21 protein-coding genes are annotated in these 19972 nt (G+C 63.3%); 7 read left to right on the forward strand and 14 right to left on the reverse strand.

All coding sequences use genetic code 11. The features are described from left to right. Positions 1–2: 2 nt before the first annotated feature. A complete protein-coding gene (locus ABRP30_RS09250; protein ID WP_241803321.1) occupies positions 3–554 on the reverse strand; it encodes a helix-turn-helix domain-containing protein in 552 nt (183 codons plus the stop codon). After that, positions 547–1836: an FAD-binding oxidoreductase gene (locus ABRP30_RS09255; protein ID WP_267822633.1), complete on the reverse strand. Its 1290-nt coding sequence runs from the start codon at positions 1834–1836 to the stop codon at positions 547–549. The genes ABRP30_RS09250 and ABRP30_RS09255 overlap by 8 nt, the downstream gene beginning before the upstream one ends. A gap of 135 nt (positions 1837–1971) precedes the next feature. Here ABRP30_RS09255 and ABRP30_RS09260 point away from each other — a divergent pair, with 135 nt between their 5' ends. The 3 genes from ABRP30_RS09260 (at position 1972) to ABRP30_RS09270 (ending at position 5162) form a co-directional block, all read left to right on the forward strand. Next, complete coding sequence (locus tag ABRP30_RS09260) at positions 1972–2859, forward strand: LysR substrate-binding domain-containing protein (protein ID WP_241803323.1); 888 nt, start codon at positions 1972–1974, stop codon at positions 2857–2859. 93 nt (positions 2860–2952) lie between these two features. After that, positions 2953–4062, forward strand: a complete 1110-nt coding sequence (gene aguA / locus ABRP30_RS09265; protein ID WP_349974498.1) for an agmatine deiminase — start codon at positions 2953–2955, stop codon at positions 4060–4062. Then, positions 4062–5162 (forward strand): extracellular solute-binding protein, encoded by a 1101-nt coding sequence (locus ABRP30_RS09270; protein WP_349974497.1) that lies wholly within the window; start codon positions 4062–4064, stop codon positions 5160–5162. The genes aguA and ABRP30_RS09270 overlap by 1 nt, the downstream gene beginning before the upstream one ends. Positions 5163–5212: 50 nt before the next feature. On the opposite strand, the gene ABRP30_RS09275 is transcribed toward ABRP30_RS09270, so the two are convergent. From ABRP30_RS09275 to yegQ, 4 genes are all read right to left on the reverse strand, one after another. Next, positions 5213–6211, reverse strand: coding sequence for an alpha/beta fold hydrolase (locus ABRP30_RS09275; RefSeq protein ID WP_267822640.1), 999 nt, complete (start codon positions 6209–6211; stop codon positions 5213–5215). Positions 6212–6286: 75 nt separating this feature from the next. Beyond that, a complete protein-coding gene (locus ABRP30_RS09280; protein ID WP_349974496.1) occupies positions 6287–6724 on the reverse strand; it encodes a YqaA family protein in 438 nt (145 codons plus the stop codon). Further along, entirely contained in the window at positions 6724–7152 is a 429-nt protein-coding gene (locus tag ABRP30_RS09285; protein ID WP_267822644.1) for a DUF411 domain-containing protein, read from the reverse strand. The genes ABRP30_RS09280 and ABRP30_RS09285 overlap by 1 nt, the downstream gene beginning before the upstream one ends. A 115-nt stretch (positions 7153–7267) precedes the next feature. Beyond that, complete coding sequence (yegQ, locus tag ABRP30_RS09290; RefSeq protein WP_349974495.1) at positions 7268–8629, reverse strand: tRNA 5-hydroxyuridine modification protein YegQ; 1362 nt, start codon at positions 8627–8629, stop codon at positions 7268–7270. A gap of 130 nt (positions 8630–8759) precedes the next feature. Here yegQ and ABRP30_RS09295 point away from each other — a divergent pair, with 130 nt between their 5' ends. Then, positions 8760–9824: an AI-2E family transporter gene (locus ABRP30_RS09295; RefSeq protein ID WP_349974494.1), complete on the forward strand. Its 1065-nt coding sequence runs from the start codon at positions 8760–8762 to the stop codon at positions 9822–9824. Positions 9825–9851: 27 nt separating this feature from the next. Here ABRP30_RS09295 and ABRP30_RS09300 read toward each other — a convergent pair whose 3' ends face one another. Then, complete coding sequence (locus tag ABRP30_RS09300) at positions 9852–11918, reverse strand: TonB-dependent receptor domain-containing protein (protein ID WP_349974493.1); 2067 nt, start codon at positions 11916–11918, stop codon at positions 9852–9854. Positions 11919–12147: 229 nt separating this feature from the next. Here ABRP30_RS09300 and ABRP30_RS09305 point away from each other — a divergent pair, with 229 nt between their 5' ends. Next, positions 12148–12396, forward strand: a complete 249-nt coding sequence (locus tag ABRP30_RS09305) for a response regulator transcription factor (protein ID WP_241803332.1) — start codon at positions 12148–12150, stop codon at positions 12394–12396. A gap of 7 nt (positions 12397–12403) precedes the next feature. Further along, positions 12404–12766 (forward strand): hypothetical protein, encoded by a 363-nt coding sequence (locus ABRP30_RS09310; protein ID WP_349974492.1) that lies wholly within the window; start codon positions 12404–12406, stop codon positions 12764–12766. On the opposite strand, the gene ABRP30_RS09315 is transcribed toward ABRP30_RS09310, so the two are convergent. Then, positions 12763–13149, reverse strand: coding sequence for a helix-turn-helix domain-containing protein (locus ABRP30_RS09315; RefSeq protein WP_267822652.1), 387 nt, complete (start codon positions 13147–13149; stop codon positions 12763–12765). The genes ABRP30_RS09310 and ABRP30_RS09315 overlap by 4 nt on opposite strands. 201 nt (positions 13150–13350) lie before the next feature. Here ABRP30_RS09315 and ABRP30_RS09320 point away from each other — a divergent pair, with 201 nt between their 5' ends. Then, entirely contained in the window at positions 13351–13626 is a 276-nt protein-coding gene (locus ABRP30_RS09320; protein ID WP_241803335.1) for an ogr/Delta-like zinc finger family protein, read from the forward strand. A 74-nt stretch (positions 13627–13700) separates the two neighbouring features. Here the strand turns inward: ABRP30_RS09320 and nuoN are convergent, their stop codons facing one another. Genes nuoN through nuoI form a run of 6 tightly spaced genes read right to left on the reverse strand, consistent with a single transcriptional unit; the run spans position 13701 to position 19972 of the window. Next, entirely contained in the window at positions 13701–15170 is a 1470-nt protein-coding gene (nuoN, locus tag ABRP30_RS09325) for an NADH-quinone oxidoreductase subunit NuoN (RefSeq protein ID WP_241803336.1), read from the reverse strand. 7 nt (positions 15171–15177) lie between these two features. Next, complete coding sequence (nuoM, locus tag ABRP30_RS09330; RefSeq protein ID WP_012313762.1) at positions 15178–16710, reverse strand: NADH-quinone oxidoreductase subunit M; 1533 nt, start codon at positions 16708–16710, stop codon at positions 15178–15180. 40 nt (positions 16711–16750) lie between these two features. Next, complete coding sequence (nuoL, locus tag ABRP30_RS09335) at positions 16751–18604, reverse strand: NADH-quinone oxidoreductase subunit L (protein ID WP_349974491.1); 1854 nt, start codon at positions 18602–18604, stop codon at positions 16751–16753. Then, positions 18601–18909 carry an NADH-quinone oxidoreductase subunit NuoK gene (gene nuoK / locus ABRP30_RS09340; protein WP_003251446.1) on the reverse strand — a complete coding sequence of 103 codons (309 nt, stop codon included), beginning with the start codon at positions 18907–18909 and terminating at the stop codon, positions 18601–18603. Before nuoK ends, nuoL begins: the two co-directional genes overlap by 4 nt. A gap of 3 nt (positions 18910–18912) precedes the next feature. Continuing rightward, positions 18913–19413, reverse strand: a complete 501-nt coding sequence (gene nuoJ, locus ABRP30_RS09345; protein ID WP_086978409.1) for an NADH-quinone oxidoreductase subunit J — start codon at positions 19411–19413, stop codon at positions 18913–18915. 10 nt (positions 19414–19423) lie between these two features. After that, positions 19424–19972 (reverse strand): NADH-quinone oxidoreductase subunit NuoI, encoded by a 549-nt coding sequence (nuoI, locus tag ABRP30_RS09350; protein ID WP_003251442.1) that lies wholly within the window; start codon positions 19970–19972, stop codon positions 19424–19426.

The raw sequence follows: 19972 nt of genomic DNA on the forward strand, positions 1-19972 counted from the left end.
TCTCATCGGAATACCCAGAGGACACGGGTCGTCTGGTCGGTCAGGTTGGCGTAGCGGAAGTGGCTGTGCGGGGGGAGCTGAAAGCTGTCGTTGGGGCCGAGTGTGACGGCGTCCGGGTGGCCATCCAGCCACAGGGTCAGCGCGCCTTCGAGAACGAAACCGCCTTGCTCGGCGCTGTCGTCCAGGTGCCCCTCACCACTGCTGGCACCGGGCGCCAGGTGGCTTTCAAGCATGGCAAAGCGGCCGTTGAGGGTTGGCGAGACCAGCACGTCGCTGATGCCCTCGGCGTAGTAGATCGTGCGCCGTTCGCCGGGGCGGGTGACCCAGTCGAGTTCGCGCGGCTGGCTGGCCTGGTAGAAATAGGTGGTGGGTACGTGCAGCGCTTCGCTGATCGCCGTGAGGTCGGCCACGGTCGGCTGCGACAGGCCGCGCTCGACCTGGGACAGAAAGCCCAGCGAGCGCTTGACCTTGATCGCCAGCTCGCCAAGGGTCAGCCCGCGGTGCTTGCGCAGGCCACGAATCAGCAGGGCCAGGCCCTGGGCGTCTTCAGACATGATCGCGCATCCGGTACCAGGCCTTGGCTGCAGCCTCCAGTGGGGCAGCCAACAGGTCGCCGCCCGGGAAGCGGCCATTGGCGATGCCTTGGTATAACGCCAGCAGGTCGTCGTCGCCCAGGATCGCGTCGCTGACCGCGCGCGCCGCGGCCAGGGTCGGCAGCACGCCGTGGCCGGAAAAGCCCTGCAGCCAGTAGCGCTGGCCGTCACGGCCAATGTCCGGGGTGCGCTGGATGCTGCAGTCGATATGCCCGCCCCAGGCATAATCGATGGCAACGCCCGCCAGTTGTGGGAACACACGCTCAAGGTAGGGGCGGGTGGCGCTGGCGACATCCTTCGGAATACCGCCCAGGTAGGTGCAGCCGCCGCCGAACAGCAGGCGGTGGTCAGGCGTGAGCCGGAAGTAGTCGGGTACGAACTGGTTGTCGATCACGCAACTGTTGCGTGGCAACAGCGACCGGGCGAAATCCGCCTCCAGTGGCGCGGTGGCCACTTGATAGGAGCCGACCGGTAGAAGCCGGCGCGACAGGTTGCGGTCAAGGCGGTCGATGTAGGCGTTGCAGGCCAGCACCAGCACATCGCCGTGCACGTGGCCGTGGCCGGTGCGGGCGATATAGCCATTGGCGTTGCGCTGGTAGTCGAGTACCTGGCTTTGCTCGAAAATCTGCCCGCCGGCAGCCTCGATCGCGCTGGCCAGGCCTTGGGCCAGTTTCAGCGGGTTGAGGTGCGCGCCCCGGGCGTCATACAGCGCAGCCTGGTAGCGTGGGCTATCGATCCACTGGGGCAACTCGTCACGGCCGATCAGGCGCAGGGCGTCGTAGCCCCATTTCTGTTCGGCATCGAGCAGGGCCTGTTCCAGCCGTTTCACCCGGCGTGGCAGCACCGATGTCCAGAGGCTGCCGGCCCGGTAATCGATATCGAAGCCGTGACGCTGCGGCAGTTCACGCAGTTCGTCGGCAGCCCAGCACATGCTGGCCCACAGGCGTTGGCTGCGTTCCACACCCAAGGCTTTCTCCAGGGGCGGCATGTCGCATGACCAGCCCAGCAGCGCCTGGCCACCGTTGCGCCCGGAGGCGGCCCAGGCCACCCTGCTGGCTTCCAGCAGCGTCACACGCTTGCCGGCCAAAGCCAGGCGCAGGGCCGTGTGCAGGCCGCTGAAGCCGGCACCGATGAGGATCACATCGGTGTCGTGCCGGCCTTGCAAGGTAGGGCGCAAGGGGATGCTGGCGGGGAAGGTGCGTGCGTAGTAACTGGCGACGTGCTGGGCGGATTGCTTGAACATGCCTTGGCCTTGTGAAATTTTTTATGATTATTTTCATGAAAATTTAGCAGCTGATTTTCATCGCGCCAGTCGAGTCACGTTGGCGCTATGATCGGGTGGCCCTACAGAGGCCCCACGCACCTGCCAGGACTACCTATGCGCCGCCTGCCTTCCCTGACTGCCCTGCGTACCTTCGAGTGCGCTGCCCGCCACGGCCACTTCGGCCGCGCCGCCGCCGAACTGTGTGTGACTGACAGTGCGGTCAGCCACCAGATCCGCCAGCTCGAGGAACAGCTTGGAGTCACTTTGTTCGAACGCGTTGGCCGCCAGGTGCGGCCCAGCGCCGAGGCCGAGCGGCTGTTGCATCACCTGCAGCAGGCCTTCGAACTGATCGGCAAGGCCTGTGACGAGCTGCGCGACCCGGCATCGCAGGCGGTGCTACGGGTGGCGGTGACTGCCGAGCTTGCACAGAAATGGCTGGTGGCGCGGCTCGCCGACTTCAGCGGCCGTTACCCGCACATCACCCTGCATCTGCTCGAGCAGCCGATCGCCGCCGGGGCCCCGGCCTTGGATGTCGACCTGGCCATCACCTATGGCACCAGCACACTCGACGCCAGTACACACTTCGTCAGGCCCTTGCCGCTGCTGCAGTTCTTTCCGGTGTGCAGCCCTGGCCTGTTCAACCAGGGCGGCCTCAAACGCCCACGCGACTTGGTGCGCCATTGCCTGTTGCACGACGACCAGGACGGCCGGACCTGGACCACCTGGCTGGCTACCCATGCCGACGATGCCCTGCCAACGCGCCAGCTCTACTTCCCGCATGCGGCGCTGGCACTGGAGGCGGCGCTGCTGGGGCAGGGCGTGGCCATGGGGGACAACCTGACCTGCCAGGCCGACCTGCAGAGCGGCAGGTTGGTGCGGCCTTTCAGTGCCAGCGTCACCGCGCAGGGGCAATACGCACTGGTGTGCGAGCGCTTGCGCCTGGAACGGGCTGCGGTGGCGCACTTCATCGAATGGTTCATCGAACAGTTGGGTGATAGCTGAATTGAATTCAGCTATCGCTGAGTTTTCATCGTTGGAAGCGTCAGGCCAGCCAGCGTAGCGTGCAGTCATCACTCACCGACACGAGGTTGACCCATGGCACGTTCGCTCACCACCACGCCCAAGGCCGATGGTTTCCGCTTGCCTGGCGAATTCGAGCCCAAGGCAGGCTGCTGGCTCGGTTGGCCCGAGCGGCCAGATGTGTGGCGCAATGGCGCCAAGCCGGCACAGAAGGTTTGGGTCGAAATCGTCAGCGCCATTGCGTCCAGTGAACCGGTCACGGTTTGCGCGTCCGCTGCCCAGTACGCCAATGCGCGGCGCCTGCTGCCGGCGCAGGTGCGGGTGGTGGAGATGACCTGCAACGACACCTGGTTCCGAGACAGCGGCGCGTGCTTCGTGGTCAACGACGACAGCGGCCAAGTGCGCGGCGTGGACTTTGAATTCAATGCGTACGGTGGCTTGGACGGCGGCCTTTATTACCCGTGGGACAAGGACGACCAGATCGCCCAGAAAATGCTCGAAATCGAAGGTTTGGACCGCTATCGCGCGCCGTTGATTGCCGAACTTGGCGGAATTCAGAGCGACGGCCAGGGCAGCCTGCTGACCACTGAGCAGTGCCTGCTCAACCGTAACCGCAATGCCCACCTGGGCAAGGAGGAGGTCACGCGCCGGCTTGAGGACTACCTGGGCGCCGACCAGGTGATCTGGTTGCCACGCGGTTGCAAGTTCGACGAAACAGATGGCCATGTCGACGACCTGGCGTGTTTCGTGCGGCCGGGTGAAGTGGTGCTGCAGTGGACCGACAACCGGGACGACCCGCAGTGGGAGATCTACCAGGAGGCGTACGACATACTGCGCAGTACCCGCGATGCCCGCGGGCGGGAGTTGAAGGTTCACAAACTGCCCCAGCCCGAGGTGCTGCAGTGGACGGCCGAGGAAGCTGCCGGCCTGGACCAGGTCGAAGGCACTCACGTGCGGGAGGCCGGCACGCAGATCTGTGCGTCGTACATCAACTACTACGCCGGCAACACGGCCATCGTCGTGCCGCTGTTCGGTGACCGCAATGACAGTGTTGCCCAAGCCACCCTGGCCGAGCTGTTCCCTGGCCACCGCATCATTGGCATCGAGAACTCGCGGGAAATCCTGCTAGGTGGCGGCAATGTCGCCTGCATCACCATGCCGCAATATGCCGGAGGCCGTCGCTGATGAAACCGACCCTGCTGGCGGCTGCGCTCGCGCTGGGCTGCGCGGTGTCGGCGGCCCAGGCGGCCGACGCAGAGCAGCCAACCGTCAACCTGTATATCTGGGGCGAATACCTTGCCCCGGACACGCTGACCAACTTCGAGAAAGAAACCGGCATCCGTGTGGTTGCCGACCACTTCGACTCGCTGGAAACCGCAGAGACCAAGTTGCTTACCGGCGGCAGTGGCTACGACGTGGTGCTCAGTGCCGGCCAGCACCTGAGCCGGGCGATAGCCAGCGGTGCGCTACAGCCTTTGGACAAGGCGCAGCTACCGCACCTGGCAGGTATCGGTGAGGAGTTTCGCCAGCACATGGCGATGTACGACCCTGGCAACCGTTATGCCGGGACCTACGCCTGGGGTACCACGGGCGTCGGTTACCAGCAGCAGGCTGTGACGGCGCGCATGGCTGACGCGCCGGTAGGCAGCTGGGCGATGCTGTTCGACCCGCACGTGGTGGCCAAATTCGCCGACTGTGGGGTCAGCCTGCTCAACGACCCCAACGAGGTGTTCGCCGCGGTGATGCGCTACATGGGCCTGGACATCAACCAGCAGCGCCTGGAGGACCTGAAAGCTGCAGAACTGCAACTGCGAAAGATTCGGCCGTATATCCGCTACTTCGACAACGACCGCAATATCAATGACCTGGCCAACGGCGAAACCTGCGTGGCGATGTCGTGGAACGGCAACGTGGCGATCGCCCAGGCCCAGGCGCAGCAGGCGGGCAAGGCGTTCAACCTGGCGTACAGCATCCCGCAGGAGGGCACGCTGATCTGGCTGGATGCATTGGTGGTGCCCAAGGATGCCCCGCATCCCCAGGCAGCCTGGAAGCTGCTGGACTACCTGATGCGGCCGGAGGTGATTGCGCCGATTACCGATACCATCCATTACGCCAACGCGATCACGGCGGCGGACGGGTTGGTGGACCCGCAGATCCGCAACGCGCCTGGCACTTATCCGCCGGCGCAGGTGAGGGCACGGTTGTATGGCAAGAACGACAACGGCAAGGCGTTCAACCGTGAACTGACGCGAGCGTTCAGCCGGCTGAAAAGCGGCAGGGGTTGACCGGCACCGCTCGCCGGCCCACAGGGGCGCATAGCGCCCCTGCTAACGCTTCAGCGCCCAAGCCAGTCGATCAGGGTGGTGTTGAAGCGCCGTGGCTCCTCGATCTGAGGTGCGTGCCCCATGCCCTCGAAGGTCACCAGCTCGCCTTGGGGAATCAGCTTGGCCACGTGCGGCCCCAGCTCTTTGTACTTGCCGAGCCGCGCCTTGACCTCGGGCGGTGCGATGTCGCTGCCAATGGCCGTGGTGTCCTGGTCGCCGATCAGCAGCAGGGTCGGCATCTTCAAGTCTTTGAACTCGTGGTACACCGGTTGAGTGAAGATCATGTCGTAGATCAGCGCCGAGTTCCACGCCACGGCTTCATGCCCTGGGCCCTTGTTCAGCCCCGCCAGCATCTGCACCCAGCGCTCGTACTCAGGTTTCCAGCGCCCGGCGTAATAGGTCTTGCGCTCGTATTCACGCACGCCGTCGGCATCGAGCTTGAGCTCGCGGGCATACCACTGGTCCACCGTGCGGTAGGGCACGCCGAGGGCTTTCCAGTCTTCCAGGCCGATCGGGTTGACCATGGCCAGGCGCTCGACCTGTTGCGGGTACATCAACGCGTAACGGGTGGCGAGCATGCCGCCGGTGGAATGGCCGAGGATGATCGCTTGCTTGACGCCCAGGTGCTCCAGCAGGGCATGGGTGTTGCTGGCCAGCTGCTGGAAGCTGTATTGGTAATAGCCTGGCTTGCTTGAAGTGCAGAAGCCGACCTGGTCGGGCGCGATGACCCGGTAACCCGCCTGGCTCAACGCATCGATGGTGGTTTCCCAGGTGGCGGCGCAGAAATTCTTGCCATGCATCAGCACCACGCTGCGGCCGTTGGCCTGGCCTTTGGCAGGCACGTCCATGTAGCCCATCTGCAGGCTCTGCCCCTGGGACTGGAAGTCGAAATGCTTGAGGGGGTGGGGGTAGCTGAAGCCTTCGAGCTGCTTGCCGTAAGTGGGGGATTCGGCGGCGATGGCGGGGGCGCCGATGAGGCAGGCCAGGGCCAGGGCGGTTGCGCGTAGCATGGGGGCACTCCGTGTAGGACCATGTAGGAATTGGCGACTGTAACAGCCGTAAAGGCACCTTAAACGTTAAAGGTGTTACCAGGCATGAAACCAACCCAGGGTAATCACCGCTACGACCAGGTAACGCCCGCCCTTGGCCAGGGTTACCAGGAGTAGGAAACGCCAGAACGGCTCACGCATGATCCCGGCAATCAGCGTCAACGGGTCGCCGATCACCGGCATCCAGCTCAGCAGCAATGACCATTGCCCCCAGCGCTGATAGCGCTGCTGGGCACGTTCCAGCTGGCGGGCGCTGAACGGGAACCAGCGCTTGTCGCGCAGGTGTTCGATGGCCCGCCCCAGCAGCCAGTTGACCACCGAGCCCAGCACGTTGCCCAGGGTGGCGACCAGCAACAGGGTCAGCCAGGCGTCGGGTTGGCGCAGCAGCAGGCCCACCAGCACCGCCTCCGACTGCAGCGGCAGCAGGGTGGCGGCGCCAAAAGCGCTGAGAAACAGCGCCCAGAGGCTCAGCATCAGTAGTTGGCGACAACGCTGTCCTGGCCATCGCGGGTTACCCCGATGACCTGATAGGCGTCCTTGCGATCCCCCATTTCCATGCCTGGCGAGCCCACCGGCATGCCGGGCACGGCCAGGCCTATGAGGTCGTTGCGCTTGGCCAGCAGGCGCACCTGCTCGGCCGGGACATGGCCTTCGACGAACTTGCCGTCGATCACCGCGGTGTGGCACGAAGCCAGCCGCGGTGCCACACCCAGCCGCTGCTTCACGGCACTCATGTTGGGCTCGACATGGTCGTTGACGGTAAAGCCGTTGTCACGGAGGTGGCTGATCCAGGCCTTGCAGCAACCGCAGTTGGGGTCGCGGTAGACGTCGATGGTTTCGCCAGCCTGGGCCAGCCCGGTGATGGCCAGCAGGCCGAGCGCGATCAGGTGTTTATGCAGCATGGTCAAACGACTCCTGTGGTCAGGCAGGCGCCGGCCCGCCATGCAAATGAGCTGCAGGATAGCGCAGGCGGCTTTCAGGCGCGATGTGCGCTGGCATGATCCTCACCCGCAGCTGTCAGCTGGCTGAACCGGACATTACATTTTTGTCAGCCAGTTCGTCCTGGCACAGGTCGCGCATCAGCAAGCCGTATTCCAGCGCTACCTGCTCCGGGATCGGCAGGTAGACCACATGGCCATCCCCGGGCGCCACGTCGAGGGCCTGCTGCTGGCGGCCGTACAGGTTGTGCAGGTCGAAATGATAATTGCCGCGCGGGGTCATCAGCTCCAGGTGATCGCCTACTGCGAAGCGGTTCTTCACCTTGACTTCGGCACGGCCGTCCACCCGGGCACCGGTCAGTTCGCCGACGAACTGCTGGCGCTCGGACAGCGAATTGCCCCGCTGGTAGTTCTGGTATTCGTCATGCACATGGCGACGCAGGAAACCTTCGGTGTAGCCCCGTTGGGCCAGCGATTCGAGGTTATCCATCAGGGCCCTGTCGAACGGGCGCCCGGCGGCGGCATCGTCTATGGCCTGGCGGTACGACTGCACGGTACGGGCGCAGTAGAAGTGCGACTTGGTGCGGCCTTCGATCTTCAGGGAGTGCACGCCCATGGCCGCCAGCCGCTCGACATGCTGGATGGCGCGCAGGTCCTTGGCATTCATGATGTACGTGCCATGTTCATCTTCGAAGGCCGGCAGCTGGGTACCGGGGCGGTTGCTTTCGTGCAGCAGGAACACCTGATCGGTCGGTGCGCCCAGGCCCAATGTCGGCTCGACCTCGCGCACGATATCGCCGGCCGCGTTTTCAGTAGCTGGGGTGGCGTTGTACTTCCAGCGGCAGGCGTTGGTGCATGTGCCCTGGTTGGCATCGCGCTTGTTGAGGTAGCCCGACAGCAGGCAGCGGCCAGAGTAGGCCATGCACAGGGCGCCGTGGACGAACACTTCCAGTTCCATGTCCGGCACGTGCTGGCGGATTTCGCCGATTTCTTCGAGTGACAGTTCCCGCGACAGGATCACCCGGCTCAAGCCCAGGCGCTGCCAGAACTGCACGCTGGCCCAGTTGACCGTATTGGCCTGTACTGAGAGGTGCACAGCCATCTGCGGGAAGTGCTGGCGCACCAGCATGATCAGGCCGGGATCGGACATGATCAGTGCATCGGGCGCCATGTCGATCACGGGTGCCAGGTCCTTGAGAAAGGTCTTGAGCTTGGCGTTGTGCGGCGCGATGTTGACCACCACGTAAAAGCGCTTGCCCTGTGCATGGGCTTCCTGGATGCCCAGCGCCAGGTTGGCATGGTCGAATTCGTTGTTGCGCACCCGCAGGCTGTAGCGTGGCTGGCCGGCGTAGACCGCGTCGGCGCCGTAGGCGAATGCATAGCGCATGGTCTTGAGGGTGCCGGCAGGGGCCAGCAATTCAGGCTTGGCAGGAGCGTTCATGTGAGCACCGGGACAAAAGGCACGGATGGTAAGGCCCGCATGCGGCGGATGAATTGATTTGAATCAACGCCGGGGTGGCACTTTTGCCCGGGTAGTGTGCACTAATGTCCAGCACTCACGAGGAACCGCCATGAACCAAACCGCTTTGCAGAACAAGGCCCTGGCAGTATTGCTGGCGCTGGTGACCATTGCCTTCGGCTGGATCCTGCTGCCGTACTATGGCGCCATCTTCTGGGCGGTGATCCTCGGCATCCTGTTCGCGCCACTGCAGCGCAACCTGCTGATCCGCTTCGGCAGGCGGCGTAACCTGACGGCGGCGACCACCTTGCTGATTTGCCTGTTGGTGGCCATCTTGCCAGTGATCGTCACCAGCGCCTTGCTGGTGCAGGAGGGCGCCACCCTTTACCAGCGTATCGAGAGCGGGGAGTTGGATATCGCCGGCTATGTCGAGCGCGGCATGAACATGCTGCCGCCTTTCTTGCAGCACAGCCTGGACAGCATGGGCATGGGCAACCTGGAAGGGCTGCGCGACAAGATCACCAAATGGGCCACCCAGGGCAGCCAGATACTGGCCACTCAGGCCTTCAGTTTTGGCCAGGGCACTTTCGAGTTTCTGATCAGCTTCGGCATCATGCTCTACCTGCTGTTCTTCTTTCTGCGTGAGGGCGCAGAGGTGGCGCGGCGGGTACGCCTGGCCGTACCGCTGCCAGAGCACCAGAAGCGCCGCCTGCAGTTGAAGTTCAACCGTGTGGTGCGCGCCACGGTCAAGGGCAATGTGCTGGTGGCGATCACCCAGGGCGCCCTGGGCGGTTTCATCTTCTGGGTACTGGATATCCCCAGCGCACTGGTCTGGGCGGTGCTGATGGCGTTTCTGTCACTGCTGCCGGCAGTGGGCGCGGGGATCATCTGGGCACCGGTGGCGGCGTATTTCCTGTTGACCGGGGCGATCTTGCAGGGGGTGATCCTGACCGCCTTCGGCGTGCTGGTGATTGGCCTGGTGGACAACCTGTTGCGGCCGATCCTGGTGGGCAAGGATACGCGGATGCCCGACTACCTGATTCTGGTGTCCACCTTGGGTGGGCTGGCCGTATTCGGCCTCAACGGGTTCGTGATCGGGCCGCTGATCGCGGCGCTCTTCATTTCCAGTTGGGGGATTTTCGCCGCGACCAAACCGCAGGTGCAGTTGCCTCAATAGGGGGCTGCCGCGCAGCCCATGCCGGCCTCAACGGAAACTGTATGAAACCCCGGCATAGACGCCAAACCCTTCCCCAGGCGTCGACCGGGCGATGTCCTGCCCGGCATCGTCGTACCCCGGCGTGACTGTCGCCGCATAGCGTTCGTTAGTCAGGTTGCGCAGGTCAAGCCAGGTCTGCCAGTCCTGTTTCGGCGAGTCCCAGCCCAGCCGCGCACCGAGCAGTGCATAGGCATCGGCGTGGTAACTGTTGGCGTAATCGACTTGCACCTTGGACGCCATCTGCGTGTTGACCCCGGCATAGAAGCCGCTTGGCCAGTCGTAGCGCAGTTCGGCCTGGTAGTAATGCATGGGAATGCCAGGCAGGCGGTTGTCGCCGAAGGTATCGTCGTCCCGGTAGTGGAAATCGCTGAACGTGTAGGCCTGGCGCAAACTGAGCTTACCCGTGCCAGGGTGCTCCCAGAGGGTGCTGTCCAAGCCGGCCTCCACGCCTTGGTGCACCGTGGCGCTGGCATTGACCTCCTTGGCCGGGAGCCCCGCCTCGATTTCGACGGCCAACAGTTCATGGCGCACTTGCGAGTAGTACCAGGCCAGGTCCCAGCGGCCCAGCGCCGAATCGCCGCGCGCGCCCAGTTCCAGCGTGGTGGCGGTCTGGTTCTGCAGTTCGATCGGCTGCGTGGCGACCGTGGAGCTCCAGATCAGTGACCATGGGTGGGGTGGCTCCACGGACCGGCTCAGGTTGCCGTACACCTGCAACAGCGGGTCGATGTCATAGCGCAAGCCCAAGCGCGGTGCATAGTCCCAGTCATGTTGGCTCACCTTGCCGCCATCCTGCGGATAGGTGACCGCACTTTCACGGCGTGTGTAGATCATCGCCAGGCCAGTGGTCAGCCACAGGTCAGGGATCAGCTCCAGATCGTTGCCGACGTGCAGGACGGTATCCGACCCCTGGTAGCTGAAATCGCGGCTGCGTGCGCCGAAGTTGTCGCCCGTGCTGCGGGCGAACTGCGAGGCGCCGCTGTTGGGCAGGTGCTTGGTGGTTCGCCAGCCCACGGTGGTGTTGCTCTGGTGGCCCAGCAGGGTGTCGCGGCGTATGTAGTTCAGCGTGCCGCTGACATCGGTGTAGGCGACCTTCAGGCGCATCGGGCCTTCACGCAGGTCCATGGGGAAGTCGTGGTACACCAGCCCGGCTTCCACACGGGCATCGTCCTCGAGGTAGAAGGTGGTCTTGTTGGCCACCCAGGTGCTGCCCGGTTGCGGCCGGCTGTCGTCACGCGCCAGGTAGGCGGCGTTGGCGGCACGAGGGTGGTGCTTGATCTGGTCCTTGGTCAGGCGCCCGGCCAGCTCGTTCTCGGTTTCCCGGTAGCGCAGGTAGAAGCGCGTCTCCAGATTGGGGTTGAACCGATAACCAACGTTGGCTGCGATGCCTTTGGCACTGCCGCTGCTGTGCGCCTGGTAGCCGTCGTATTCCGAGTCGGTGAGTGCTACGTAATAGTCGAGGTTGCCCAAAACCTGACCAGAGCTGATGTGCCTGTGCTGATAGCCGCGGCTGCCGGCCTCGTAGCGCACCTGCAACGGCGCGGCATCGTAGCCGGTATGCGTCACGTAGTTGATTGCACCGCCCAGCGCCAGCGCGCCCTGATCGAAGCCGTTTGCCCCTCGCAACACTTCGGCGCGGCTCAGCCATAGCGGCTCGAACAGCTCGTAAGGGGTGCCGCCCGGGCCAGTCAGCGGCAGGCCGTCGAACAGCGTGTACACCCCTGAACCGTGTGCCCCGGGTGCACGGTTGATGCCTGAGCCGCGGATGGACAGCTTGATGCCATCGTTACCGGCCGACTGGGCGAACACCCCCGGCTGGTAAGCCAGTACGTCCTGGTTGCTGGCCACCCGTCCTTGCCCCACGCGCTGCATGTCCACCAGGTTGCTGGCGCCAGGCACTGCGTGCAGACGCTCGCGGGCGTCTTCCAGTTCGCTGTGGGCTTCGTCACTGATCAGCACCTCACCCAGTTCGACCGCAGGTGCGGCAGACACGTGCTGGGCGACAGCGAAAAGGGCCGCAAGGCCAATGCAGGGGGAGGGGGGCAACACGGGGCGCATCGTACAACTCCAGGTGAAAAGGGTAGGCAACGGCGTTGTGACGAGCGAAACGCCGCGCAGAGCACGGAGAGTTTCAGTTAATTGAAAGCAGCCATTGAGGACGAGTGTGTAGGACGGCGGTTTACAAAGCGTATGAATGGCACGGGTGTTTTGCGATTCGTATGGTGGAGTCCTACCGCGTCAGTCCCATAGCTGACGTGAACTGGCCATGATTGTTTGGAGTTCGGTGATGAAAGCCAATACGCGACAGAGCGAAGGCAGCCAAGTGGATACGCCTATTCGCCTGACCCCGCGAGAGCAGCAGGTATTGCTGTGGTGTGCCTATGGCAAGAGTTCGTGGGAAATCGGTCAGATCCTGCAGTGCCAGGAATCGACGGTGAATTTCCATGTGGGCAATATCCTGCGCAAATTCGATGTAACCACTCGCGTCGCCGCCGTGATCAAGGCCATTCGCTACGGCATGCTCGCAGAGCAGTGAGGCACTCATGAATGAAGTCGCATTGATTCATGGCGCTTTGTCCAGCGTCGTACCGTGGCTCGAGCGCGACGGGCGGGTGCTTTTCGGTGCAGTGTTGGGCGCTTTGCTGGTCAGCGCGGTGCGGGATCGGCTGGTCATCGTTTCGCGCAAGCGGCTTACGATGGGCAAGCAAGCCTTGCTGGCCCTGCTCAGCGTTGGCGTGGGTTACCTGTTCGAGCCGCTGTTGCAAGGCTTGGCCCCCATGCTTTCCCGGGGCATGGCTGCTTTCGTGGCGGCGGTCGTGGTGGTGCCGATCAGCCTCAAAGTCATGGTATGGCTCGAATCGGTGGACCTTCGAGAAATCGTCCAGCGTTGGCGCCGTCGCGGTTAACCCTTGGAGGTATCCGGCAGACGGTAGGCGAGTGCATCCAGTTTCTTCTCTAACTCCTGGATGCGCTGCTTGTCCTTGATGTACAGCAGCGTGGCCTCGCGGTCGGTGCGTGACAGGCTGCGCAAGCGTTCGAGCATGTCATCTTCCCAGCCTTCAGCGGTGTGCAAGGTACGCCCGCGCTCACCCATTAGCAGCCAGTCCAGCGAGCAAGCGTGCTGGCGGGCAATATCTACGCATAATGAGTATGGGATGCTGTCCCGTACCTTCCAGCTGCTCAGCGTCTGCGGGCTTACACCCAGCGCTCGGGCCAGTTGGGCGTCGCTTTCGGACTGGGTAATTTGCTTGAGGCGAGTCAGCACCGAGGCGAAAAAGCGGCTACTCATAACAGATATCCATAGCTGGTTTAATGACATTCCCTAGGCTTAAACTACTCGTTATGAATAATAACCCTGCAAAATGAGGAACATTATCGGCATGAACAGCAGTTTGATGAAAATCCCTTCTTATACCGTAGGCAATACTGACACAAATGGACGATCAACCTTACAGCCTATGCCATCGCTCGGCCTTTACAGGTATCTACCGTGAGTACTTACAAGCTGGTTTGCCCCCATTGCCATAGCCGGATGCGCATACGCACCAGCGAAGGGCGCCACATTTTCCTCAGAGTGGCCTATTTGCAATGCACCACAGAGGCCTGTGGCTGGTCGGTGAGGGCCGAGTTCGAAATGACCCATGAACTGTCACCCAGTGGGATGCCTAATCCGGATGTGTACTTGCCATCGGCCAGCAGTGATGTACGCAGGACGGCACTGCGCCGCAGTGAAGATGTTGCGCCAGGCAGGCAAACGGAAGGTTAGCGTAGCCGGCACTGCATGCAGCGCAGATAAAAAAACACCCCGCATAAGCGGGGTGTTTGGTATTGCCGGGTTGATCAGCCGATCAGTTGCAGGCCAGCCTGCTGGACCATGTCCAGCAATGGCTGCGGGTATACGCCCAGGACGAAGGCGAGAATGGCGATCGCCAGCAGCATCACGCCACCAGTGCGCTGTTCCCACTTCAGCGGCGCATCGTGGCGGCGCAGGTTCGGCTCGACCAGGTACAGGGTGACCATCACGCGCAGGTAGTAGTAAACGCCGATGGCGCTACCGACTACCAGGGCACCGACCAGCCACCACAGGTGCGACTCGACGCCAGTGGCGATGATGTAGAACTTGCCGATGAAGCCCGCGGTCAGCGGGATACCGGCCAGCGACAGCATCATCACGGTCAGCACTGCGGTCAGGTACGGGCGGCGCCAGAACAGGCCGCGGTACTCGTACAGCGCATCGGCATCACGGCCGCCGTAAGGCGAGGACATCAGGGTAATGACACCGAAGGCCCCCAGGCTGGTGATCACGTAGGTGACCAGGTACACGCCCATCGCTTCCATGGCCAGGCCCTTGCTGGCGATCAGGGCGATGAGCAGGTAGCCGAAGTGGGCGATGGACGAGTAACCGAGCAGACGCTTGAGGTTGCTCTGGGTCAGCGCCAGCAGGTTACCGACCAGGATCGAGGCGACCGCAATCACCGCCAGCACGGTGCTCAGCACGCCACTGCTGGCAGCAGGGGAGAGCATGAACAGGCGTACCACCACGGCGAACACCGCGACCTTGCTCGCGGTAGCCAGGAACGCGGCGACCGGTGCCGGGGCGCCTTCGTACACGTCCGGGGTCCACAGGTGGAAGGGTACCAGCGACAGCTTGAAGGCCAGGCCGACCAGCATCATGCCCAGGCCCAGTTGCGCCAGCAGGCTTGGCATGCTGGTGGCGGCCAGGGCTTTGCCGATCTGGTCGAAGCTCAGGCTGCCGGCATCGGCATACAGCAGGGCCATGCCGAACAGCAGGAAGGCCGAGCCTGCGGCCGACAGCACCATGTACTTGATACCGGCTTCCAGCGAACGCTTGTTGAAGAAGGCATACGCCACCAGGCCGTAGACCGGCACCGACAGCAGCTCCAGGCCGATGAACAGGCCGGCCAGGTGGTTGGCGCTGACCAGCACCAGGCCACCGAGGGCCGACATCAACAGCAGCAGGTAGAGTTCTTCACGGTTGCCCGGGAAACCCTTGGCGCCTTCACCCAGATAGGCGTGAGCCAGTGTGACGCAGGCCAGCGTGGCCACCAGAACGATCGCCATGTACAGGCAGGCGAACTTGTCGATGGTGACCAGCGAGGTCACGGCCAGCGGCGCGACCTTCAGCGCCGGCAGGATCGACAGCAGGGCCAGGTTCAGGCCCACGGTGGACAGCAGGAAGGTCTGCGAGTGGTTGCGCTTCCAGGCGATCGCCAGCATCACCACCACCGTGGTGATGGTGGTGATCAGCATCGGCGCCAATGCGATGAAGTGTTGAGTGGTGAATTCCATAGCGCTCTTACCGGGCCGAAGCGAGTTGAGTGAAAGCGGAGCCAAGCCACTGCTGCACACCGCTCATGGTGGCGGCAGAAGTGTCGAGGAACGGCTGCGGGTACACACCAAGCACGATCAGCAGCACTGCCAGGCCCAGCACCATGATCAGCTCGCGGCCGTCCATGCCGGCCAGCACGGTGTCGCTCTTGCTTGGGCCGAAGTAGGCACGGTGGATCATGATCAGCGAGTAGACCGAGCCGAAGACCAGGCCGGTGGTGGCGATCACGGTGATCCACGGCACGCTGGCGAAGCTGCCGATCAGGATCAGGAACTCGCCAACGAAGTTGCCGGTGCCTGGCAGGCCCAGCGATGCAGCGGCGAAGAACAGGCTGATAGCGGGCAGGTAGGCGATGCGGTGCCACAGGCCACCCATCTGGCGCATGTCACGGGTATGCAGGCGCTCGTACAGCTGGCCGGACAGGATGAACAGCGCGGCAGCCGACAGGCCGTGGGCCAGCATCTGGATCACCGCGCCTTGCAGGGCCTGCTGGCTGCCGGAGTAGATACCGATCAGCACGAAGCCCATGTGCGAGACGCTGGAGAAGGCGATCAGGCGCTTGATGTCGGTCTGCGCGAAGGCCAGGAAGGCACCGTAGAAGATGCCGATCAGGCCCAGGGTCATGGCGATCGGTGCAAACTCGGCCGAAGCGTTGGGGAACAGCGGCAGGGCGAAGCGCAGCAGGCCGTAGGCGGCTGTCTTCAGCAAGATGCCCGCCAGGTCCACGGAGCCTGCGGTCGGTGCCTGGGCGTGTGCATCAGGCAGCCAGGAGTGGAACGGCACCACCGGCAGCTTTACCGCGAAGGCGATGAAGAAGCCCAACATCAGCAGGTACTCGACGCCCGCCGGCAGTTCGGCCTTGAGCAAGTCGCTGTAGTTGAAGGTCAGCACGCCGGTGGTGTTGTAGTTGACAAGCACCAGGCCAAGGATCGCCACCAGCATGATCAGGCCGCTGGCCTGGGTGAAGATGAAGAACTTGGTGGCGGCGTAGATTCGGGTCTTCTTGCCGTCTGCCGAGCTGTGACCCCAGAGCGCGATGAGGAAATACATCGGCACCAGCATCATTTCCCAGAAGAAGAAGAACAGGAACAGGTCCAGTGCCAGGAACACACCGACCACGCCGCCGAGGATCCACATCAGGTTGAGGTGGAAGAAGCCGACGTGGCGCTGGATCTCTTTCCAGGAGCACAGTACCGAAAGCACACCGAGCAGGCCGGTGAGCAGGATCATCAGCAGCGACAGGCCATCGAGGGCCAGGTGGATGCTGATGCCGAAGCGCTTGATCCACTCGAGCTTGTATTCGAGTGCCCAGGCAGGTTCGGCGCCCGGTGCAGGCGCCAGGGTGTAGTCGCCGGTGCCCCACAGCCACAGGCCGATGCCGAGCAGCAGGGACATGGTCAGCAGCGCGATCCAGCGCGGCAGGGTGGAGCCGAAGCGCTCACCCAGCCAGCACAGGAAGCCGCCGATGAAAGGGATCAGGATCAGCCAAGGCAAAATCATGACGGGTTGGTTTCCTTTGGCAAAGTCGCAAGATTCATAGTCATACCGCAGCCACTACCACCGCACCGAGTACCAGCACGGCGCCGACGGCGATCGAGGCGGTGTACCAGCGCAGCTGACCGGTCTCGGTCTTGCTCATGGCGACGTGGCCGCCACGCGCCATGCGGGGGATCAGGCCGATGCTGCGGTCAACCGGGTCCTTGCGCAGGATGTGGCTGATCAGCAGATAAGGTTTGACGAAGAGCTTGTCGTAGATCCAGTCGAAGCCCCAGGCAGCGAACCACCAGGCCGACAGGACACGGCCGATGCTGCTGTTGGCGACGGCGCTGACGAAGCGGCGCTTGCCCAGGAACAGCAGGGCCGACAGCAGGATACCAGCGATGGCGATGGCGCCCGAGGCGATCTCCAGCGAGTGCTTGGCTTCACCGCCGGCATGGCCTGCGCTTTCAGGCAGCACGCCTGCCAGCGGCGGGTGGATCCAGGCGCCAACGAAGGTCGACAGCACGATCAGCACGCCCAGCGGCAGCCAGTGGCTGATGCCGTGGCCGGCGTGGGCCTCGGTCTTGGCTTCGCCATGGAAGGCGATGAAGATCAGACGGAAGGTGTACAGCGAGGTCATGAACGCACCGACCAGGCCGGCGTACAGCAGGCCGGTATTGCCGCTGGCGAAGGCTTCCCAGAGGATCTCGTCCTTGGAGTAGAAGCCGACGGTCAGGACCGGCAGGGCGGCCAGGGCGGCACCACCGACCACGAAGCTGGCGTAGGCCAGCGGCAGTTTCTTCCACAGGCCGCCCATCTTGAAGATGTTCTGCTCGTGGTGGCAGGCAACGATCACCGCACCCGAGGCAAGGAACAGCAGGGCCTTGAAGAAGGCGTGGGTCATCAGGTGGAAGATTGCCGCGTCCCAGGCACCCACGCCCAGCGCCAGGAACATGTAGCCGATCTGGCTCATGGTCGAGTAGGCGAGGATACGCTTGATGTCGGTCTGCACCAGCGCAGCGAAGCCTGCCAGTACCAGGGTCACGCCACCGACCACACCTACAAGGTGCAGGATGTCCGGCGCCAGCAGGAACAGGCCGTTGGTGCGGGCGATCAGGTACACGCCTGCGGTCACCATGGTGGCGGCGTGGATCAGTGCCGAAACCGGGGTAGGGCCTGCCATCGCGTCGGCCAGCCAGGTCTGCAGGGGCAGCTGTGCCGATTTACCCACCGCACCACCGAGCAGCATCAGCGTGGCCAGCACCATCCAGGTGTCGCCAGCCTGGAATTTCTGTGGTGCCAGCACCAGCAGTTCCTGCACGTTCAGGGTGCCCAGCTGGGCGAACAGGATGAACAGGCCGATGGCCATGAACACGTCGCCGATACGGGTGACGATGAAGGCCTTGAGTGCCGCGTTACCGTTGTTGCGGTTGCTGTAGTAGAAACCGATCAACAGGTACGAGCACAGGCCCACGCCTTCCCAGCCGAAGTAGATGAACAGCAGGTTATCGCCCAGGATCAGGAACAGCATGCTGGCGATGAACAGGTTGGTGTAGGAGAAGAAGCGCGAGTAACCGGCTTCGCCACGCATGTACCAGGACGCGAACAGGTGAATCAGGAAGCCGACACCAGTGACCACGCCGAGCATGGTGACCGACAGGCCGTCCAGGTACAGGGTGAAGTTCGGCGCGAAGCCGTCCACCGACATCCACTGCCACAGCAGCTGGCTGTACGCGCCGCCTTCAGGCGGGGCGACATTGAATTGCCAGATGACGTAGGCCGCCACGGCGGCCGAGAGGCCGACCGAGCCGACGCCGATCAGGGCAGACAGGTTCTCCGAGAACCGCCCGCGCGAGAACGACAGCAGCAAGAAGCCGATCAGGGGGAAGACGAAAGTCAGGAAGAGAAGGTTCATCCGCGCATCTCACTGGCAGCATCGATGTCGAGAGTGTGGAAGCGGCGATACAGCTGCAGCAGGATCGCCAGGCCGATACTGGCCTCGGCGGCTGCCAGGCTGATCACCAGAATGAACATCACCTGGCCGTCGGGCTGGACCCAACGGGCACCGGCGACGACGAACGCCAGGGCAGAGGCGTTCATCATGACTTCCAGGCTCATGAGCACGAAGAGGATGTTGCGGCGGACCATCAGGCCAACCAGACCTAAGCAGAACAGGATGCCGGCGACCGCCAGCCCATGCTCGAGAGGGATAGCACCCATGATTTACTCCTTCGCCTCGTTGCGGCCCAGGTGGAAGGCGGTGACGGCTGCCGCGAGCAGCAGCATCGAGGCCAGTTCGACCACCAGCAGGTACGGGCCGAACAGGCTGATGCCCACTTCTTTCGGGCCCACGGTGGTGCCGCTGATGCCGGCGCCGCTCGGGGTGACGAACAGCACGTACAGCAGTTCCAGCAGCAGCAGGGTGCCAAGTATCACCGGCCCTGCCCAGATACCGGGCTTGAGCCAGCCGCGCTCCTGGGCGACCGAGGCCGGCCCGAGGTTGAGCATCATCACCACGAAGACGAACAGCACCATGATGGCGCCGGCGTAGGCGATCACTTCCAGGGCGCCGGCGAACGGCGCACCCAGAGAGAAGAAGATCATTGCCACGGAAATCAGCGAAATGATCAGGTAGAGCAGGGCGTGCACGGGGTTGGTACCGGTCACCACCCGAAGGGTGGAGACCACGGCGATCCCGGATGCGAAGTAGAAAGCGAATTCCATCTTTCTGTCCTTATGGGAGCAAGCTCTTCACGTTGATCGGCTCGGCTTCGTTCTGTGCAGAGCCTTTCGGCTTGCCAGCGATCGCCATACCCGCAACACGGTAGAAGTTGTAGTCAGGGTTCTTGCCGGGGCCGGAGATCAGAAGATCTTCTTTCTCGTACACCAGGTCCTGACGCTTGAACTCGGCCATTTCGAAATCCGGAGTCAGCTGGATCGCGGTGGTCGGGCACGCTTCCTCGCACAGGCCGCAGAAAATGCAGCGCGAGAAGTTGATGCGGAAGAACTCCGGGTACCAGCGGCCGTCCTCGGTCTCGGCCTTCTGCAGCGAGATGCAGCCGACCGGGCAGGCCACCGCGCAGAGGTTGCACGCCACGCAGCGCTCCTCGCCGTCGGGGTCGCGGGTCAGGACGATGCGGCCACGATAGCGTGGTGGCAGGTACACGGGTTCTTCTGGGTACTGCAGGGTGTCGCGCTTGCGGAACCCGTGGGAGAACACCATGGCCAGGCTGCGCAGCTGAGTGCCGGTGCCCTTAACGATGTCGCCGATATACTTGAACAT

The sequence above is a fragment of the Pseudomonas sp. WHRI 8519 genome, from assembly GCF_040224055.2.
GTDB lineage: Bacteria > Pseudomonadota > Gammaproteobacteria > Pseudomonadales > Pseudomonadaceae > Aquipseudomonas > Aquipseudomonas putida_X.

Coding starts and splice junctions, on each gene's coding strand:
- ABRP30_RS09310 (WP_349974492.1), top strand. CDS start 12,404: ATGAATGAAGTCGCATTGATTCATGGCGCTTTGTCCAGCGTCGTACCG.
- ABRP30_RS09285 (WP_267822644.1), bottom strand. CDS start 7,152: ATGCTGCATAAACACCTGATCGCGCTCGGCCTGCTGGCCATCACCGGG.
- ABRP30_RS09295 (WP_349974494.1), top strand. CDS start 8,760: ATGAACCAAACCGCTTTGCAGAACAAGGCCCTGGCAGTATTGCTGGCG.
- nuoK (WP_003251446.1), bottom strand. CDS start 18,909: ATGGGTGCTATCCCTCTCGAGCATGGGCTGGCGGTCGCCGGCATCCTG.
- nuoJ (WP_086978409.1), bottom strand. CDS start 19,413: ATGGAATTCGCTTTCTACTTCGCATCCGGGATCGCCGTGGTCTCCACC.
- ABRP30_RS09250 (WP_241803321.1), bottom strand. CDS start 554: ATGTCTGAAGACGCCCAGGGCCTGGCCCTGCTGATTCGTGGCCTGCGC.
- nuoM (WP_012313762.1), bottom strand. CDS start 16,710: ATGATTTTGCCTTGGCTGATCCTGATCCCTTTCATCGGCGGCTTCCTG.
- nuoL (WP_349974491.1), bottom strand. CDS start 18,604: ATGAACCTTCTCTTCCTGACTTTCGTCTTCCCCCTGATCGGCTTCTTG.
- ABRP30_RS09255 (WP_267822633.1), bottom strand. CDS start 1,836: ATGTTCAAGCAATCCGCCCAGCACGTCGCCAGTTACTACGCACGCACC.
- yegQ (WP_349974495.1), bottom strand. CDS start 8,629: ATGAACGCTCCTGCCAAGCCTGAATTGCTGGCCCCTGCCGGCACCCTC.
- ABRP30_RS09260 (WP_241803323.1), top strand. CDS start 1,972: ATGCGCCGCCTGCCTTCCCTGACTGCCCTGCGTACCTTCGAGTGCGCT.
- ABRP30_RS09275 (WP_267822640.1), bottom strand. CDS start 6,211: ATGCTACGCGCAACCGCCCTGGCCCTGGCCTGCCTCATCGGCGCCCCC.
- aguA (WP_349974498.1), top strand. CDS start 2,953: ATGGCACGTTCGCTCACCACCACGCCCAAGGCCGATGGTTTCCGCTTG.
- nuoI (WP_003251442.1), bottom strand. CDS start 19,972: ATGTTCAAGTATATCGGCGACATCGTTAAGGGCACCGGCACTCAGCTG.
- ABRP30_RS09300 (WP_349974493.1), bottom strand. CDS start 11,918: ATGCGCCCCGTGTTGCCCCCCTCCCCCTGCATTGGCCTTGCGGCCCTT.
- nuoN (WP_241803336.1), bottom strand. CDS start 15,170: ATGGAATTCACCACTCAACACTTCATCGCATTGGCGCCGATGCTGATC.
- ABRP30_RS09270 (WP_349974497.1), top strand. CDS start 4,062: ATGAAACCGACCCTGCTGGCGGCTGCGCTCGCGCTGGGCTGCGCGGTG.
- ABRP30_RS09315 (WP_267822652.1), bottom strand. CDS start 13,149: ATGAGTAGCCGCTTTTTCGCCTCGGTGCTGACTCGCCTCAAGCAAATT.
- ABRP30_RS09280 (WP_349974496.1), bottom strand. CDS start 6,724: ATGCTGAGCCTCTGGGCGCTGTTTCTCAGCGCTTTTGGCGCCGCCACC.
- ABRP30_RS09305 (WP_241803332.1), top strand. CDS start 12,148: ATGAAAGCCAATACGCGACAGAGCGAAGGCAGCCAAGTGGATACGCCT.